Genomic DNA, 16,516 nt, shown 5'->3' on the forward strand with positions numbered 1-16,516 from the left:
CGGGCCGACCCACCCCCAACCCCTCCCTTCCAGGGAGGGGGGCAGGTGTCGCCAAGCGCATCACGCCGTCAGCCGGTCGATCATGGATTTGGTTACCAGCACCACGCCGTTGTCTGTGCGGCGGAAGCGTTGGGCGTCGGACTCCGCGTCCTCGCCTACGACGAGGCCGTCGGGGATTTCTACGCCGCGATCTACCACCACTTTCGATAGGCGCGCGCCGCGGCCGATCACGCAGTGCGGAAGGATCACCGCCTGATCCAGCATCGAATAGCTGTGCGCACGCGTGCCTGTGAAGATCAGGCTGCGGTGGATCGACGAGCCGGAGATGATGCAGTCGCCCGAGACCAGCGACGATACCGCCTCGCCGCGACGCCCGTCGTCGGCGTGGACGAACTTCGCCGGCGGCGTGACTTCCGAATAGGTCCAGAGCGGCCAGCTACGGTCGTACAGGTCTAGCTTCGGGACGACATCGGTGAGGTCGATATTGGCCTCCCAATAGGCGTCCACCGTGCCGACGTCGCGCCAATAGGCCTCGACCTCGAGGCCCGAGCGGACACAGCTGTCGGAGAAGCGGTGCGCGACCGCCTTGCCGTGCTTGACGAGGTACGGGATGATGTCCTTGCCGAAATCGCGCGACGAACCGGGCGTCTCGGCATCGCGGCGCAGTTCGTCGAACAGCAATTTAGTCGTGAAGACGTAGATCCCCATCGACGCCAGTGCGATGTCCGGATTGCCGGGTACGGCGGGTGGATCGGCCGGCTTCTCGACGAAATCGGTGACGTTGTCGTGCTCGTCGACCGCCATCACGCCGAACGCGACCGCCTCCATGCGCGGCACTTCGAGGCAGGCGATGGTCACGTCCGCGCCGGTCTCGCAATGCTGTTGCAGGATCAGCTCGTAATCCATCTTGTAGATGTGATCGCCGGCCAGGATGACCATGTATTCGGGCGCGTGGCTCTCGATGATATCGATGTTCTGGTAGACCGCGTCGGCGGTGCCCTCGTACCACTGGAACTCGCTGATGCGCTGCGAGGCGGGCAGAATGTCGAAGCTCTCGTTGCGTTCCGAGCGGAGGAAGTTCCAGCCGCTCTGGAGATGGCGGATCAGCGAATGCGCCTTGTACTGCGTCGCGACGCCGATCCGGCGGATGCCCGAATTGATCGCGTTGGACAGCGCGAAATCGATGATCCGCGCCTTGCCACCGAAATACACCGCCGGTTTGGCGCGCGCATCGGTCAGCTCCATCAGGCGACTGCCGCGGCCACCAGCCAGCACATATGCCATCGCATCGCGCGCCAATGGCTGTCCTCGCCGTTCCACCATGTCGTCTCTCCGATAATATTTCTGTCAGGTGCTATAACTCCCCGTCACCCCGGACTTGTTCCGGGGGCCACCGGTCCGCATGCTCTCAAGCCGTTGATCGTGCGGAACGGTGGATGCCGGAACGAGCCCGGCATGACGGGTGGATGAGGCCAGGTTACTCTTCGAATTCCAGCATGATCGTCGCAAGCGGGGGCAAGGTAACCCAGGCCGCGCCGTCCTTCGCGACCACGCCGCCCAGATTGCCGAGGCCGCTGCCCCAATATTCATGCGCGTCGCTGTTGATGATCTCGCACCAGCGGCCGTCGTGCGGCAGCGGGATGCGGTAGGGCGCGCGGGCGATCGGCGTCATATTGGCGACGATCGCGACGGGCTTCGCGCCGGGGGCCTTGCGCAACCACGCGAATACCGAATTGGCGGCATCGTCGGCGATCAGCCATTCGAAGCCCTCCGCCTCGCAGTCGCGCGCGTGCAGCGCCGGCTTCTCGCGATAGACGGTGTTGAGGTCGCGGACGAGGTTGCGGATGCCTTCGTGGCTGCGCGCGTTGCGCAGGTCCCAGTCGAGCGCACGCGCTTCCGACCATTCGCGACGCTGCGCGAATTCCTGCCCCATGAAGAGCAGTTTCTTGCCCGGATAGCCCCACATGAACGCGTAATAGGCACGCAAGTTTGCGAATTGCTGCCAGTCGTCGCCGGGCATCTTGGTCAGCAGCGAGCCCTTGCCGTGGACGACCTCGTCGTGGCTGAGCGGCAGGACGAAATTTTCGCTGAACGCATAGACGAGGCCGAAATTGATCTCGCCGTGATGATGCTTCCGGTGCAGCGGATCGCGCGCCATGTACTGGAGCGTGTCGTGCATGAAGCCCATGTTCCACTTGAACCCGAACCCCAGCCCGCCGCTCTTGCCGTCGTCGCCCACGGGCGCGGAGACACCCGGCCATGAGGTCGATTCCTCGGCGATCGTAAAGACGCCGGGGTGCTGGCCGTAGACCGCGCGGTTCATGTCGCGGAGGAACGCAACCGCCTCCCAGTTCTCGCGGCCGCCTTCCGCGTTGGGGATCCACTCGTCTGCCTTGCGCGAATAATCGCGGTACAGCATCGACGCGACCGCATCCACGCGCAGGCCGTCGATATGATAACGCTCGGCCCAGAACAGCGCGTTGTTGACCAGGAACGATGCGACTTCGCGCCGGCCGAAATTATAGATTGCGGTGTTCCAGTCGGGGTGGAAGCCGAGCCGCGGGTCCTCGTGTTCGTACAGCGCGGTGCCGTCGAACTTCGCCAGTCCGAATGCGTCGGTCGGGAAATGTGCCGGCACCCAGTCGAGCAGCACGCCGATCCCGGCGAGATGCGCGCCGTCGACGAACCGCGCGAAGCCATCGACGTCGCCGAAGCGGGCGGACGGCGCATAGAGGCCAGTGGTCTGGTAGCCCCAGCTCGGATCGTACGGGTGTTCGCTGATCGGCAGGAACTCGATGTGCGTGAAGCCCATCTCGACCACGTACGGTATCAGGCGATCCGCGAGTGCGTCCCAGGTCAGGAACCAGCCGTCGGCGTCCCGGTCCCAGGACCCTGCGTGGACCTCGTAGATGCTGATCGGCACGCGGCGCGGATCGATCGAGGCCCAATGCTTGCGGTGATCGGTGTCGGCCCAGTCGTGCGCGAGCTTCCGCGTGATCGAGGCGTTGGCGGGGCGGAGTTCGCTGGCGAAGGCGAACGGGTCGGCCTTGAGCGGTTGAATCTGGCCACCGGGGCCGACGATCTCGAACTTGTAGGCGCGGTATTCGGCGATGTCGGGGATGAATATCTCCCACACGCCGACGTCGCCCCGCTTGCGCATCGCGTGGCGGCGGCCGTCCCAGTCGTTGAAGTCGCCGACCACCGAGACGCGCTGCGCATTGGGGGCCCAGAGCGCGAAGTGGACGCCGTGTGCGCCTTCGTGCTCGATCAGGTGCGCGCCCATCTTGTCGTGGAGACGGCGGTGCGTGCCCTCGGCCATGAGCAGGTCGTCTAGGGGGCCAAGCACGGGGCCGAAGCTATAGGGGTCGGTAACCCACCACGACGTGTCGCCGGCCTCCGCATGGTATTTCACCGGCTGTTGCGTGCCGTTGATCGGGCCCTCGAACAGGCCGCGATCGTCGATCCGGGGGAGCGTGCCGAGCGCGGTGCCGTCGAGTGCATGCGCCTCCGCGGTGTCCGCGCCGGGCAGCCAGACGCGCGCGAACACGCCGGTCGGGCCGCTGTGGACGCCGAGCAGCGAGAACGGATCGTCGTGACGCCCTTCCAGCAGGGCAACGATGGCGCCTTCGGGTGGCTTCACATTACCGTCCAGATCTCGCGGGCGTACTCGCGGATCGTGCGGTCGGACGAGAACCAGCCGACGCCCGCAACGTTGCGCACGGTCGAGGCGACCCACGCATCGCGGTCGTTCCAGCGCGTGTCGACCGCGCGCTGGGCGGTGGCATAGCTGTCGAAATCGGCGGCGAGCATGAACCAGTCGCCCTCGTACAGCCCGCCCATCAACCCGGCGTAGCGCGTCTTGTCATCGGGCGAGAACACGCCGGACGCGATCGCCGACACCGCCTGGCGCAGTTCGTTCGAGCCATCGATCACCGCGCGCGGATCGTAACCGTTGGCGCGCTTCGCATCGACCTCGTCCGCGGTCATGCCGAAGATGAAGATGTTGTCGTCGCCGACGCGGTCCTTGATCTCGATGTTGGCGCCGTCGAGCGTGCCGATCGTGAGCGCGCCGTTCATCGCGAACTTCATGTTGCCGGTACCCGAGGCTTCGAGGCCGGCGGTCGAGATCTGCTCGCTGAGGTCGGCGGCGGGGATGATCTTCTCCGCCAGCGACACGTTGTAGTTGGGCAGGAACGCGACCTTGAGCAGGCCTCCGACGGAAGGGTCAGCGTTGATCCGGCGCGCGACGTCGTTCGCCAGCTTGATGACGAGTTTCGCGTTGTGATAGCTCGACGCCGCCTTCCCCGCGAACAGCTTTACACGAGGCGTCCAGTTGTGTTCCGGGTGGCTGCGGATCTGGTCGTAGAGCGCGACCGTCTCGATGATGTTGAGCAGCTGGCGCTTATACTCGTGGATGCGCTTGATCTGGACGTCGAACAGCGCGTCCGGGTCGACGCGGAGCCCCATGCTGTCCTTGATATGATTAGCCAATGCCACCTTGTTCGAACGCTTCACCGCCGCAAACCGCTCCCTGAAACCGGAATCGTCGGCAAAAACATCCAGATCGACGAGCTTTTCGGCATCGTCTAGGAAGCCATCGCCGATCGCATCGCGGATCAGCGCGGTGAGGCCGGGGTTGCACTGCTGTAGCCAGCGTCGCGGCGTGATGCCGTTGGTCTTGTTGTTGATCCGTGTCGGATACAGCGTGTGCAGATCGGCGAAGACCGTCTTCTTCATCAGCTGCGTGTGGAGCGCGGCGACGCCGTTGACGCTGTGCGAGCCGGCAAAGGCAAGGTTCGCCATCCGCACGCGCCGCTCGCCGCCCTCGTCGATTAGGCTGATCGCGGAAATGGCGCGATCATCTATGCCCTCAGCGCCGCGAGCCTCGCGCAGCAGCTTGGCGTTTATCGCGTAGACGATCTGCATGTGGCGGGGGAGCAGCCGTTCGAACAGCGGCAGGGGCCAGCTCTCCAACGCCTCGGGCAGCAGTGTGTGATTGGTGTAGCCGAAGGTCGCGCGCGTGATCGTCCACGCCGCGTCGAACGCGAATTCGTGATGGTCGATCAGCAGCCGCATAAGTTCGGCGACCGACACTGCGGGATGCGTGTCGTTGAGCTGGATCGCGGCCTTGTCGGGCAGCGTGCGGATGTTGCCGAAATACTGGATGTGGCGCCGGACGATGTCCTGGATCGACGCGGACGAGAAGAAATACTCCTGGCGCAGGCGGAGTTCCTGGCCGGCGGCGGTGGAATCGTTGGGGTACAGCACCCGCGTGAGAGTCTCGGCGCGCATCTGGTCTGCAAGTGCGCCGGTGAAATCGCCGGCGTTGAAGCGGTCGAGCTTGATCGGATCGAACGCGCGGGCGGTCCAGAGGCGGAGCGTGTTGACGTGCTTGCCACGCCAGCCGACGACCGGCGTATCGACCGCCATCGCTTCGACCGCTTCGGATGGGCTCCAGTGGATTTGGCCGCCTTCGTTCGCCGTCACTTCGCCACCAAAGCCGATGAAATAGGCGCTCTCGCGGCGTTCGAATTCCCAGGGGTTGCCGTGGGCGAGCCAGTTCTCGGGCATCTCGACCTGCCAGCCATCGTCGATCCGCTGGCGGAACATGCCGTTCACGTAGCGGATGCCGTAGCCGTAGGCCGGCAGCGCGAGGCTCGCCATGCTCTCCATGAAGCAGGCGGCGAGCCGGCCGAGGCCGCCGTTACCGAGCGCTGCGTCGGGCTCGATCTCTTCCAGTTCGGCGAGGTCGACGCCGTGCAGCGCGAGGGCGCGCGTGACTTCGTCGTTGCGCTGGAGGTTGGTCACCGCGTCGCGCAGCAGCCGGCCGATCAGGAATTCGAGGCTGAGATAATAGACGCGCTTGGCCCCCGCCGCGTGCGCCGCCTTGGTCGAGGCCATCCAGCGTTCGACGATGTCGTTGCGGACGGTCAGGATCGTCGCGGCGAGCCAATCGTGGGGGCGGGCGGCCTGCGCATCCTTGCCGATGCGGTGGACGAGCGTGTCGAGTATCGAGTCGGCGAGATCTTGGGCGGGCTGCTGTACGGCGGTGTCTGAAGTCACGCGGTTTCCGAGGTCGTTACGGTCGCCGCGATCCTAACCGTCCGCGAGCCGATGTCACGCGGACTTCCTTCCGTGGTCGGAAGAACTTGCTCTGCTGATGCTTTTGGATCGTGTACATCACCGCGCTTTGGCGGTGGTGGACAGGGTAGGGTTCGAACCTACGTAGGAGAAACTCCGGCAGATTTACAGTCTGCTGCCTTTAACCACTCGGCCACCTGTCCAGGCCGCTTTTGCAAGCGCCGCTCTTTCAAGCGAGGCGGCTCAATGGCGAAGCGCGCCCCGCCTGTCAACGCGGGTTTTGCGAAGTTTCGTGGTTCATAGTTGCCGCGGGAGCGGAATGCCGACAAGGACGCCGCATACATAGACACGATAGAGAGCGAATATGGCACGCAAGGGACATAGGCCGAGCAAGGCACCGGCAGGCCGCCCCCGCTTCTGGGGCAAGCACGCGGTGGGCGCTGCGCTCGCCAACCCGGAGCGCACGGTGCGCAAAATCCTCGGCACGCGTGAGGCGCTGGCCGGGTTCGACCTGCCGGCCGACGTGCCGGTGACCTATGCCGAGGCGATGGATCTGGCGCGGCTGGTGCCGGGCGACGCGCCGCACCAGGGCGTGGTGATCGAGGTCGAGCCGCTCGAGGACATGTGGCTGGCCGACCTGCTGGAGCACGGCAAGGACGACAATCGCCCGCTGGTGATCCTCGACGGGGTGACCGATCCCCATAACGTCGGCGCGATCATGCGATCGGCGGCGGCGTTCGATGCGCTGGGGATCATCACGCCGGATCGCAATGCGCCGCCGGAGTCGGGGACGATCGCTCGGGCTGCTTCCGGTGCGCTTGAGAGCGTGCCTTGGATTCGGGTCGTGAACTTGGCGCGCGCTCTGGAAGAGATTGCGGCGGCCGGCTTCTGGCGGATCGGGCTGACGGGCCACGCGACGCAGACGCTGTCCGAAGCGATGGGTACCCAGCGGATCGCGATCGTGCTCGGTGCCGAGGGCGAGGGCATGCGGCAGAATACCGAGCAGCATTGCGACGAGCTGGCGAAGCTGCCGATCTCGGAAAAGGTGGAGAGTTTGAACGTGTCGAACGCCGCGGCGATCGCGCTGTACGCCATCACCACGCGGTGACCTCAACTCCCTCGCCCCTTCGGGGAGAGGGAAGGAGCCCGCCGCCCTTGCGGTGGGAAGGGAGAGGGGCGTGGGGCTCGGGACTTGGATCCCAACGCTCCTTCTCCCTTTCGGCGCAAGCGCGCCTCCCTCCCTCTCCCCGGAGGGACGAGGGACAGGGAAAATCAGTCCTCGGCGGCGATTCTTACCTTTAACCCATCGAGCGCATCGGTCAGCTCGATCTGGCACGACAGGCGCGAGCCTGCATCGCGATCACTCGTCGAATCGAGCAGGTCGTCCTCGTCCGGCCCCATCGGCTTCAGTTTGGCCGCAAACTCCGGGTCGACATGGACGTGACAGGTGGCGCACGAGCAACAGCCACCGCACAGCGCCAGGATCTCGTCGATGCCGGCGTCGCGAATGACTTCCATCACCGAAAGGCCCGCCTCGCCGATGATCTCGCGTTCTTCCCCTTCTCGCGTCACGACGATAAGCTTTGGCATGTCATTCTCCGAAAAATCTTCGTGCGTTCATGCCGTTGCGCGCGTCCAGGATCAAGCATCATGGGCCTGAGCGCAGAGCAACTCGAAACCGCGATGGCGGCGTTGTGCGCGATCGAGCCCGCCTTCGCGGTCGCGGTCGGAAACGCAGGTCACCCCGCGCCGCGGATCAGCGAGCGCGGCTTCGCGACGTTGTTGCGGACGATCGTCGGGCAACAGGTGAGCGTCGCATCGGCAGCGGCGGTGTGGAACAAGCTCGACGCGGTGGTCGGCGGTGCTGGCGATCCGTCGAAGATCGCCGCCGCCAGCGACGAGACGTTGCGCAGTGCCGGACTGTCGCGGCAGAAACTGGGGTATGCGCGCAGCCTTGCCGACGAGGTGACGAGCGGTCGGCTCGATCTGACCAATTTGCCGGAGGACGACGAGGAGGCGATCGCCGCGCTGGTGCGCGTGAAGGGGATCGGTCGCTGGTCGGCGGAGATCTACCTGTTGTTCGCGGAAGGGCGGACCGACATCTGGCCGGCGGGGGACCTTGCGATCCAGATCGAGGTCGGGCGCATTCTGGGTCACGAGACGCGGCCGAGCGAGAAATTGACGCGCGAAGTGGCGGAGGCTTGGCGCCCGCACCGCGGGGCTGCGGCGATCTTCGCGTGGCATCATTACCAGGCGGACATGAAGGTCATCTGACCTCCTTCTCCTCTCCCTGGAAGGGAGGGGCGGGGGTGGGTTGGTGTCCCCACGTCCGAACGATGGTGGCTAAAGCGGACCGACCCACCCCCAGCCCCTCCCTTCCAGGGAGGGGAGCAGTTTCGGTTATCTCCCTTTCGTCCCCCCACTCGTCATCCCAGCGAAAGCTTGGATATCCCCGTTGGGTCGCGACACGCGCCAGCCGGATACCCAGATTTCGTCGGGGTGACGGAAGGGGGGCATTGGCCGCGGGTTCAGACGCAGCGCTTGTTCCTGTCCGCCCCTTCCGGCAAAGCAGCCCCCGATGTCAGCCCCCAATCTCCCCGCGTCGGACTTCGCCAATTCGCTCTCCGAGAGCCACCGGACCGTCGCCGTCCCGCACGGCGCGTCGTTCTGGCGGCGATTGTTCGCGTTCATGGGGCCGGGGTATCTCGTCGCGGTCGGGTATATGGACCCGGGCAACTGGGCGACCGACATCGCCGGCGGATCGGCGTTCGGGTACACGTTGCTGTCGGTCGTGCTGTTCTCGAACCTGATGGCGATGGTCCTCCAGGCCTTGTCCGCACGGCTCGGCATCGTCGCCGGGCTCGACCTCGCCCAGGCCTGCCGCGCGCATTATTCGAAGCCGGTTTCGGTCGTTCTCTGGTTGCTGTGCGAGATCGCGATCATCGCCTGCGACCTCGCCGAAGTGCTCGGCACGGCGATCGCGCTGAAGCTGCTGTTCGGCCTGCCGCTCGTCTACGGGGTCGTGCTGACCGCGCTCGACGTGTTCCTGATCCTGGCGCTGCAGCGCTTTGGGTTCCGCAAGCTGGAAGCGTTCGTCGTCGCGCTGCTGATGATCATCGCCGGCTGCTTCATCTTCGAACTGTTCCTCGCGCGGCCCGAATGGGCGGGCGTGCTCGGCGGGCTCGTCCCGACGACGCAGATCGTGACCAACCCGGCGATGCTCTACATCGCGATCGGCATCCTCGGCGCGACCGTGATGCCGCACAATCTGTATCTCCACTCGTCGATCGTCCAGACTCGCGCGTTCGCGAAGGATGCGGCCGGCAAGCGCGATGCGATCACGATGGCGACGATCGACGGCACGGTGGCGCTGGGGCTCGCGTTCTTTATCAACGCGGCGATCCTGATCCTGGCGGCGGCGACCTTCCATGTCGCCGGTCGCACCGACGTCGCGGAGATCGACGAGGCGTACAAGCTGCTGGCCCCGATGCTCGGCATGGGCGCGGCGAGCGTGCTGTTCGCGGTTGCGCTGCTCGCGTCGGGGCAAAACTCCACGGTGACGGGGACGCTGGCCGGTCAGATCGTGATGGAGGGGTTCCTCAACCTGCGCATGCCGGTGTGGGCGCGGCGGCTGGTCACGCGGGCGTTGGCGATCGTGCCCGCGGTGCTCGTCGTCGGCGCGACCGGCGATGCGGGTGCGACCAGGCTGCTGGTGCTGAGCCAGGTCGTGCTCAGCCTGCAACTGCCGTTCGCGGTCGTGCCGCTCGTCAAGTTCACCGGCGACCGCACGATCATGGGCGATCTGGTCAGCCCGGTGTGGCTGAAGATCCTCGCCTGGGGAATTGCCGCCGTGATCGTCGGGCTGAACGCCACGCTGCTGTACGGTATGCTCTAGGAGATCGGCGAGCCGGCATTGGGCAGCGTCGCGCCGTTCGCAGGCCGCTTCTTGCGGAACAGCGCCCGGTCCGCAGGGCCGAACGCGTATTTCCACAGGATGTAGAGATAGGTAGCGGCGATCGCGGGTTCGCCGACCGCGAGTTCGACCCACTCGTAGCGCTTTGGCAGCGCGGTGAACCCAGCCCCGACGACGATCGCGGCGAGTGCGGCCCAGACCAGGGGCCAGCGCCACGGCGATACGTTGACGCCGAGCAGGTGGCCGAGCAGCTTCGACTTGATGACCGACGTCACTGCGACCGACAGCATCAGCGCGATCGCCGGGCCGGCTGCCTGGTAATTCACCGGATAACCGAGTGCGCGAATGGTGAAGATCAACGCGAAGCTAAGGCCGACCTGGAACGCGAGCATCGCGGCCGAGATCATCAGATTGCGGTGGCGGGCGATATAGACGAGCGCGGATTCGCTGACGGCGCCGGTCGATGCGAGCACTTCGGCGGTGAGCAGGAACGCGAGCGCAGCGGTGCCGGCGACGAACTGCGGGCCGACTACGCCCATCACCGCCTCGCCGGGGATTGAGCCCATGAGCGCGAGGCCCCCTTGCGCGGCCATGATCCAGAACGCGACCTGACGGACCTGGTTGGCGATCGCCGCGCGGTCGTTGATCGCGAGGCTGTGGGTGATGACGGGGCCGAGGATCGGGTCGAAGCTGGTCTTGAGCTTCTGCGGCAGGCTCGCGACCTGTTGCGCCATGTAATAAATGCCGACGACCTTGGGCTCGAACATCACGCCGAGGATGAAGCGATCGACGTTGCGGCTGCCCCATTCGAGGATATCGGCGCCGGCCAGCGGCACGTTGGCGCGGGCGAGGGCATAGAGCGGGCGGAGGTGCGGCGACCAGCCACGAGGCACGCCGTAGCTGCGCAGGAACGGCACGAGGCTGGCGATCAGCGCTGCGGTCATCGAGGCAACGTAGCTGAGGACGAGGCCGTCGCGGATCGTGAAATAGGAGAACGCCCAGGCGGCGATCGAGATCGTCCACGGCTCGACCACCGCGCGCGCCGTCACCGCGGCCTTGACGTTGAGGCGATAGGCGAGCGCGGCGAGGCTGACGTCGGACCAGGCGATCGCGACGATGATCAGCGGCAGGAACCGGTCGAGCCCGGTGATCTCGCTGTTGGGGTACATGATCTGCGGGAAGGTGCAGAGCACGGCGCTGGCGATGATCGAGGCGACGAACGCCACCGCCATCGCGTCCCACACGACGTTCGCATGCGGGCGGTCGCTGCTGCTGAGCGCCTGGGCGAGCCCGCGTTTCAGGCCGAGCGTGGCGAGCAGCGCGGCGAGTTCGACCACCACGACCGCGATCGCGAAGCGGCCGACGAGGTCAGGGCCGTAGATGCGGCCGGCGATGAACAGGAACGGGATGCGCGCGGCGAGGCGCAGGACGAAGCCGGCGATATTGGTCCGACCGCCCTTGGCGAGCGTGTCGATATCCTGCGTGGCCTCTGTCACGCTTCCCCCCTCTCTGGAAGGGAGGGGTAGGGGGTGGGTTGGCCCGTGAGGTTCGGTTGCGCCTGCCTCGAGCCGACCCACCCCCGGCCCCTCCCTTCCAGGGAGGGGGGAAGGTTTTCGGACACCAGCTGGCTCAATGCGCTGCGCCCCAGCTGAGGCCGGTGCCGATCTCGATGCCAAGTGGCACGTCGAGCGTCACCGCGGGCAGGGCGGCATTCGCCATGACGCGTTCGATCACGGGCTTGGCTGCCTCGACATCGCCTTCGGGGAGTTCGAACACGAGTTCGTCGTGGACCTGGAGGAGCATGCGGACGTTGGGCAGGCCAGCTTCGAGCAACGCCGGCCCCATCCGCACCATCGCGCGCTTGATGATGTCGGCGCTCGTGCCCTGGATCGGCGCGTTGATCGCGGCGCGTTCGGCGCCCTGGCGTTCGTGCTGGATCTTCGAGCGGATGCGCGGGAAGTGGGTCTTTCGGCCGAACAAGGTCGTCGTGTAGCCGCTCGCGCGAACGCTTTCGGTCGTTTCGACGATGTAGTTGGAGATGCCGGGGAAGCGGTCGAAATAGCGGTCGATCATCGCCTGTGCTTCGTCCGCCGATACGTCGAGGCGGCCGGCGAGCCCCCAGCGCGAGATGCCATAGAGGATCGCGAAGTTGATCGTCTTGGCGCGGCCACGGGTGTCGCGGTTGACCTCGCCGAACAGTTCCTGCGCGGTAAGGCTGTGGATGTCGTCGCCGTTCGCGAACGCGGCCTTCAGCGCGGGGACGTTGGCCATGTGCGCGGCCAGCCGCAGCTCGATCTGCGAGTAATCGGCGGCGAGGATGACGTTGCCGGGCTCGGCCACGAACGCGTCGCGGATCTGGCGGCCGATCTCGGTACGGATCGGGATGTTCTGCAGGTTGGGATCGGTCGACGACAGACGGCCGGTCTGTGCCCCGGTCAGCGAGTAGGACGTGTGGACGCGGCCCGTCGCCGGGTTGATCTGCGCCTGCAACGCGTCGGTGTAGGTCGATTTCAGCTTCGACAACTGGCGCCAGTCGAGCACTTTTCGCGCGATAACCGCGCCGGGCGAATCCTTGTCCGCCGCGATCCGCTCGAGTTCGGTGACGTCGGTTGAATAGACGCCGGACTTGCCTTTGCGGCCACCCTTGATGCCCATCTTCTCGAACAGCACGTCGCCCAATTGCTTGGGGCTGCCGATCGTGAAGGGCGCGCCGGCCAGCGCGTGGATTTCGGTCTCCAAGCTCGCCATCTGGCCGGCGAACTCGGTCGAGAGCTTCGACAGTTTCGCGGCATCGACCTTGATCCCGTGCATTTCCATCTGCGCGATGATCGGGACGAGCGGGCGGTCGACCATCTCGTAGACGCGGGTAGAGCCCTCTGCGGGCAGCCGGCGCTTGAACCGGCGCCAGAGGCGGAGCGTCACGTCTGCGTCTTCGGCGGCGTAACGGGTAGCGGCCTTCAGGTCGATTTCGTTGAAGGTGCGCTGCGTCTTGCCGGTGCCGACGACGTCCTTGAACGCGATGCAGGTATGCGAGAGGTGCGTGGCCGCGAGTTCGTCCATGCCGTGGCCGTGAAGCCCGGCGTCGAGATCGAAGCTCATGACGATCGTGTCGTCGAACGGCGCGATCTGGACTCCGCCGGTGGATGCATAGGCGCGGCCGAGTACGATCATGTCGTATTTGAGGTTGTGGCCGATCTTCAGGACGCTCGGATCCTCCAGCAACGGCTTCAACTTCGCGAGCACGAGCGCACGGTCGAGCTGGACCGGGTTTTCCGCGAGCAAATCCGTTCCGCCATGTGCGATAGGTACGTAGCAGGCGAGGTTCGGATGCAGCGCCATGCTCACGCCGACCAGATCGGCGCGCGTCGCGTCGATCCCGGTGGTCTCGGTATCGATCGCGATCCAGCCCTGATGCTTGGCGATCGTCACCCAGCGATCGAGCGCGGCCTCGTCGACGACGGTCTCGTAGTCGTCGTGCTTGCAGGGCTCGTCGTCGTCCATGTCCGCCACGACGGGCGACTCGGCGACGGGGGCCTCGGCAACCGCGGACAGCTTGGCGATCAGCGACTTGAAGCCGTGATGTTCCAGGAACGCGCGTAGCGGCGCGTCGGGAATGCCCTTGAGTTCGAGATCCTCCAACGGTTCGGGCAACGCGACATCGCATTTCAGCGAGACGAGCACCTTCGACAGCCGCGCCATCTCGGCATGCTCGATCAGATTGTCGCGCAGCTTGCTTTTCTTCATGCCGTCGGCAGCGGCCAGCACGGATTCGAGATCGCCATGTTCGAGGATCAGCTTCGCCGCGGTCTTGGGGCCGACGCCCGGCACGCCCGGCACATTGTCGACGCTATCGCCCATCAGCGCGAGCACATCGCCAAGCTGCGCAGGCGTGATGCCGAAGAACTTCTCCGCGACATGCTCCGCGCCGAGCCGGCGGTTGTTCATCGTGTCGTACATGTCGAGCCCGGGCTCGATCAGCTGCATCAGGTCCTTGTCGGAACTGACGATCGTGACTTCCCAGCCCTGCGCTAGCGCGGCCTTCGAGTAGCAGGCGATGATGTCGTCGGCCTCGAGTCCCTCGGTCTCGATGCACGGCAGCGAGAAGGCGCGCGTGGCGTCGCGAATCATCGGGAATTGGGGGACGAGATCCTCGGGCGGCGGCGGACGCTGCGCCTTGTACTTGTCGTAGAGATCGTTGCGGAAGGTCTTCGACGATTTGTCGAGGATGACCGCCATGTGGGTCGGGCCGTCGGCGGCATGAACTTCGTCGGCGAGCTTCCACAGCATCGTCGTGTAGCCGTACACCGCACCGACCGGCTCGCCATGCTTGTTGGTGAGCGGCGGCAGCCGATGATAGGCGCGGAAGATATAGCCGGAGCCGTCGACGAGATAGAGATGGGGCATCGCGCGCGGTCTAGCGGATGCGCGCGCGGGGACCAATGGGCGAAGCGTGGTTGTTGGGTATCAGGTGCGGGGAAAAGCGGTGGGGTGTTTGGGGCGAGTCACTGTCCCGAGAGATGCACCACCCCGGCGAAGGCCGGGGCCCAATTGGAAAGGTGGTCGTAACGGCGCGCGGCGCTTCGTTACTGCCGTCCCCCAATTGGGCTCCGGCCTTCGCCGGGGTGGAGAATTGGTGGTGAATAGACCTCACCCACCAAACTCCCGCCAATTTGTTCTCCCGCGAAGGCGGGAGCCCAGTCTGGATCCCCGCCCTCGCGAGGAAACATGCTGCCTTTACTTCTTGATCAGCCCGATCTCGACCAGCCGCTCGTACAGGTAATCATGCGCGGTGATCGGCGCCGGGTAGCGGTTCGCGTTGTCCGGCGTGATCGTCCCCGGCAGCGTCTCGATCAGAAAGTCCGGCGCGGGGTGCAGGAAGAACGGCATCGAGTAGCGCGAGTGGCCACGGCGCTCGGGGGGCGGGTTGACGACGCGGTGCGTGGTCGAGGGGAGGACGTTGTTGGTCAGGCGTTGCAGCATGTCGCCGACGTTGACGACCATCGCGCCCTCGGGCGGCTTGATCGACAGCCAGCGACCGTTGGCGCGGTCGAGCAGTTCGAGGCCGGCTTCCTCGGCGCCGAGCAGCAGCGTGATCAGGTTGATGTCCTCGTGCGCACCGGCGCGGACGCCTTCGGCATCGGCGGGGATCGGCGGGTAATGCAGGAGGCGAAGGATGCTGTTGCCGTCCTTCACTGCCGGATCGAACCAGTCGGGCTTGAGCTTCAGATAGCGCGCGATCGCAGACAGGAGCTTGTCGCCGGCGCGGTCGAAGGCGGCGAACAGTTCGAGAAAGACCGGCTTGAAGCCCTCGGGGCGCGTCGGCCAGACGTTCGGCGCCATCGTGTCCGCGTAGCGATGACCCTCGGGCAGTTCGCGGCCGACGTGCCAGAACTCCTTGAGATCGACGACCTTGGCGTCCTTGGCGATCTCGGTCTTGAACGGCGTATAGCCGCGCGCACCGCCGCCGCCGGCGATGTGATAACCGCGCTTCTCGTCCTCGGGGAGGTCGAACAGGAGCTTGGTTTCGGCCCAAGCGCGCTCGATCAGGTCGGCGGGGATGCCGTGATCGGCGACGATCGCGAAACCGTACCGCTCGAACGATTCACCGAACGCGGCGGCGAAGCCGTCGGGGTCGGTGTCCTGCGTGGCGAGGCTGAGAGTCGGGACCTGGGCGGCGGGGGTGTCGAGCATGGGGTGCGTGTCCGGATTGGGGGACGCTCGATATAGGGGATCGGGGGTGCGGTGCCAAATGCCTGGGTTAGGGTGGTGAGATTTCGAATGCCCAAGGATCCCCCCCCCTGGCGGGGGAGGATTGCAGTACGCCGCTCCGTCACCCCGGACTTGTTCCGGGGGCCACGGTTCCGCGCCATCGAGTATCTCGGATTTGCGGAACGGTGGATGCCGGAACAAGCCCGGCATGACGGAAGGGGGAGCGTTAGCCGCTGATCACGATCGTGCCGGTCGCCTTGTCCGCGCCGTCGGGAGCGAGTTCTAGGCGGAAGGATTTGTTCTCGTCGGTGGTGCCGATCAGGTTCGCGCCCTCCGGATGCACCTGATACCCCACTTTGCCCAAACGTTGCGCGAACCAGTCGCGGACGATCGCGGGCGTCGCCGGGCTGGCGAAGGCGACACGCAGCCCACCGCTCTTGTCGTCGCCGACGATGTTCAGCGTCTTGATCGACGATCCCGGATACAGCCGCACGCCGTTGAGATCGAAATTGCCGGTGTCGATCTTGATCTTCGGCAGCTTCACCGTGCCCTGGAAGCCGGGGACGTCGATCTTCATCTCGCCGGTCTCGCCGTTGATCGCGCCGAGCATGTTGCCGCCGTCGGCGTTGATCGACACCGACGCGCCTTCGTTCGAGCGATCGCATGCGGCCAGAGCCAGCATGCCGGCAAGGCCGACGGTGGCGAGCGATAGCGGACGGATCATGGCTGACTCCCGAGTGTGTTGGTCTCACAATACAGATAGGGCGGGACTCCGTTTCGCGCAATCGCGGCCGCGTTGCGTCGGTTGGCGGG

General features: G+C 65.7%; 11 protein-coding genes and 1 tRNA gene. 3 read left to right on the forward strand and 9 right to left on the reverse strand.

Annotated features, from left to right (window positions below; all coding sequences use genetic code 11):
* Positions 1 to 60: 60 nt before the first annotated feature.
* The 4 genes from glgC to U1707_RS13595 all read right to left on the reverse strand — a co-directional run bounded on the left by glgC (position 61) and on the right by U1707_RS13595 (position 6,284).
* Entirely contained in the window at positions 61 to 1,320 is a 1,260-nt protein-coding gene (gene glgC, locus U1707_RS13580) for a glucose-1-phosphate adenylyltransferase (RefSeq protein ID WP_503676860.1), read from the reverse strand.
* Between the two features lie 157 nt (positions 1,321 to 1,477).
* Complete coding sequence (glgB, locus tag U1707_RS13585) at positions 1,478 to 3,640, reverse strand: 1,4-alpha-glucan branching protein GlgB (RefSeq protein ID WP_332800615.1); 2,163 nt, start codon at positions 3,638 to 3,640, stop codon at positions 1,478 to 1,480.
* On the reverse strand, positions 3,637 to 6,063 hold the full coding sequence (locus U1707_RS13590; RefSeq protein WP_332800616.1) for a glycogen/starch/alpha-glucan phosphorylase: 2,427 nt from the start codon (positions 6,061 to 6,063) through the stop codon (positions 3,637 to 3,639). The genes glgB and U1707_RS13590 overlap by 4 nt, the downstream gene beginning before the upstream one ends.
* A 134-nt stretch (positions 6,064 to 6,197) precedes the next feature.
* Positions 6,198 to 6,284 (reverse strand) — tRNA-Tyr (locus U1707_RS13595).
* Positions 6,285 to 6,445: 161 nt separating this feature from the next.
* Here U1707_RS13595 and rlmB point away from each other — a divergent pair.
* Positions 6,446 to 7,189 (forward strand): 23S rRNA (guanosine(2251)-2'-O)-methyltransferase RlmB, encoded by a 744-nt coding sequence (gene rlmB, locus U1707_RS13600; RefSeq protein WP_332800617.1) that lies wholly within the window; start codon positions 6,446 to 6,448, stop codon positions 7,187 to 7,189.
* 164 nt (positions 7,190 to 7,353) lie between these two features.
* On the opposite strand, the gene U1707_RS13605 is transcribed toward rlmB, so the two are convergent.
* Complete coding sequence (locus U1707_RS13605; protein WP_176500130.1) at positions 7,354 to 7,671, reverse strand: 2Fe-2S iron-sulfur cluster-binding protein; 318 nt, start codon at positions 7,669 to 7,671, stop codon at positions 7,354 to 7,356.
* 60 nt (positions 7,672 to 7,731) lie between these two features.
* Here U1707_RS13605 and U1707_RS13610 point away from each other — a divergent pair, with 60 nt between their 5' ends.
* Complete coding sequence (locus U1707_RS13610; RefSeq protein ID WP_332800618.1) at positions 7,732 to 8,355, forward strand: DNA-3-methyladenine glycosylase family protein; 624 nt, start codon at positions 7,732 to 7,734, stop codon at positions 8,353 to 8,355.
* A 304-nt stretch (positions 8,356 to 8,659) separates the two neighbouring features.
* Positions 8,660 to 9,976, forward strand: coding sequence for an Nramp family divalent metal transporter (locus U1707_RS13615; protein WP_332800619.1), 1,317 nt, complete (start codon positions 8,660 to 8,662; stop codon positions 9,974 to 9,976).
* Here the strand turns inward: U1707_RS13615 and U1707_RS13620 are convergent.
* The 4 genes from U1707_RS13620 to U1707_RS13635 all read right to left on the reverse strand — a co-directional run bounded on the left by U1707_RS13620 (position 9,973) and on the right by U1707_RS13635 (position 16,427).
* Positions 9,973 to 11,490, reverse strand: a complete 1,518-nt coding sequence (locus tag U1707_RS13620; protein ID WP_332800620.1) for a lipopolysaccharide biosynthesis protein — start codon at positions 11,488 to 11,490, stop codon at positions 9,973 to 9,975. The two genes, U1707_RS13615 and U1707_RS13620, sit on opposite strands and share 4 nt — an antisense overlap.
* A 133-nt stretch (positions 11,491 to 11,623) precedes the next feature.
* Positions 11,624 to 14,398 (reverse strand): DNA polymerase I, encoded by a 2,775-nt coding sequence (gene polA / locus U1707_RS13625; protein WP_332800621.1) that lies wholly within the window; start codon positions 14,396 to 14,398, stop codon positions 11,624 to 11,626.
* 330 nt (positions 14,399 to 14,728) lie between these two features.
* Positions 14,729 to 15,685: an isopenicillin N synthase family dioxygenase gene (locus U1707_RS13630; protein WP_332800622.1), complete on the reverse strand. Its 957-nt coding sequence runs from the start codon at positions 15,683 to 15,685 to the stop codon at positions 14,729 to 14,731.
* Between the two features lie 244 nt (positions 15,686 to 15,929).
* Positions 15,930 to 16,427, reverse strand: coding sequence for a hypothetical protein (locus U1707_RS13635; protein ID WP_332800623.1), 498 nt, complete (start codon positions 16,425 to 16,427; stop codon positions 15,930 to 15,932).
* Between the last annotated feature and the right edge of the window lie 89 nt (positions 16,428 to 16,516).

It is taken from the genome of Sphingomonas sandaracina (assembly GCF_036663695.1).
Classification (GTDB): Bacteria; Pseudomonadota; Alphaproteobacteria; order Sphingomonadales; family Sphingomonadaceae; genus Sphingomonas.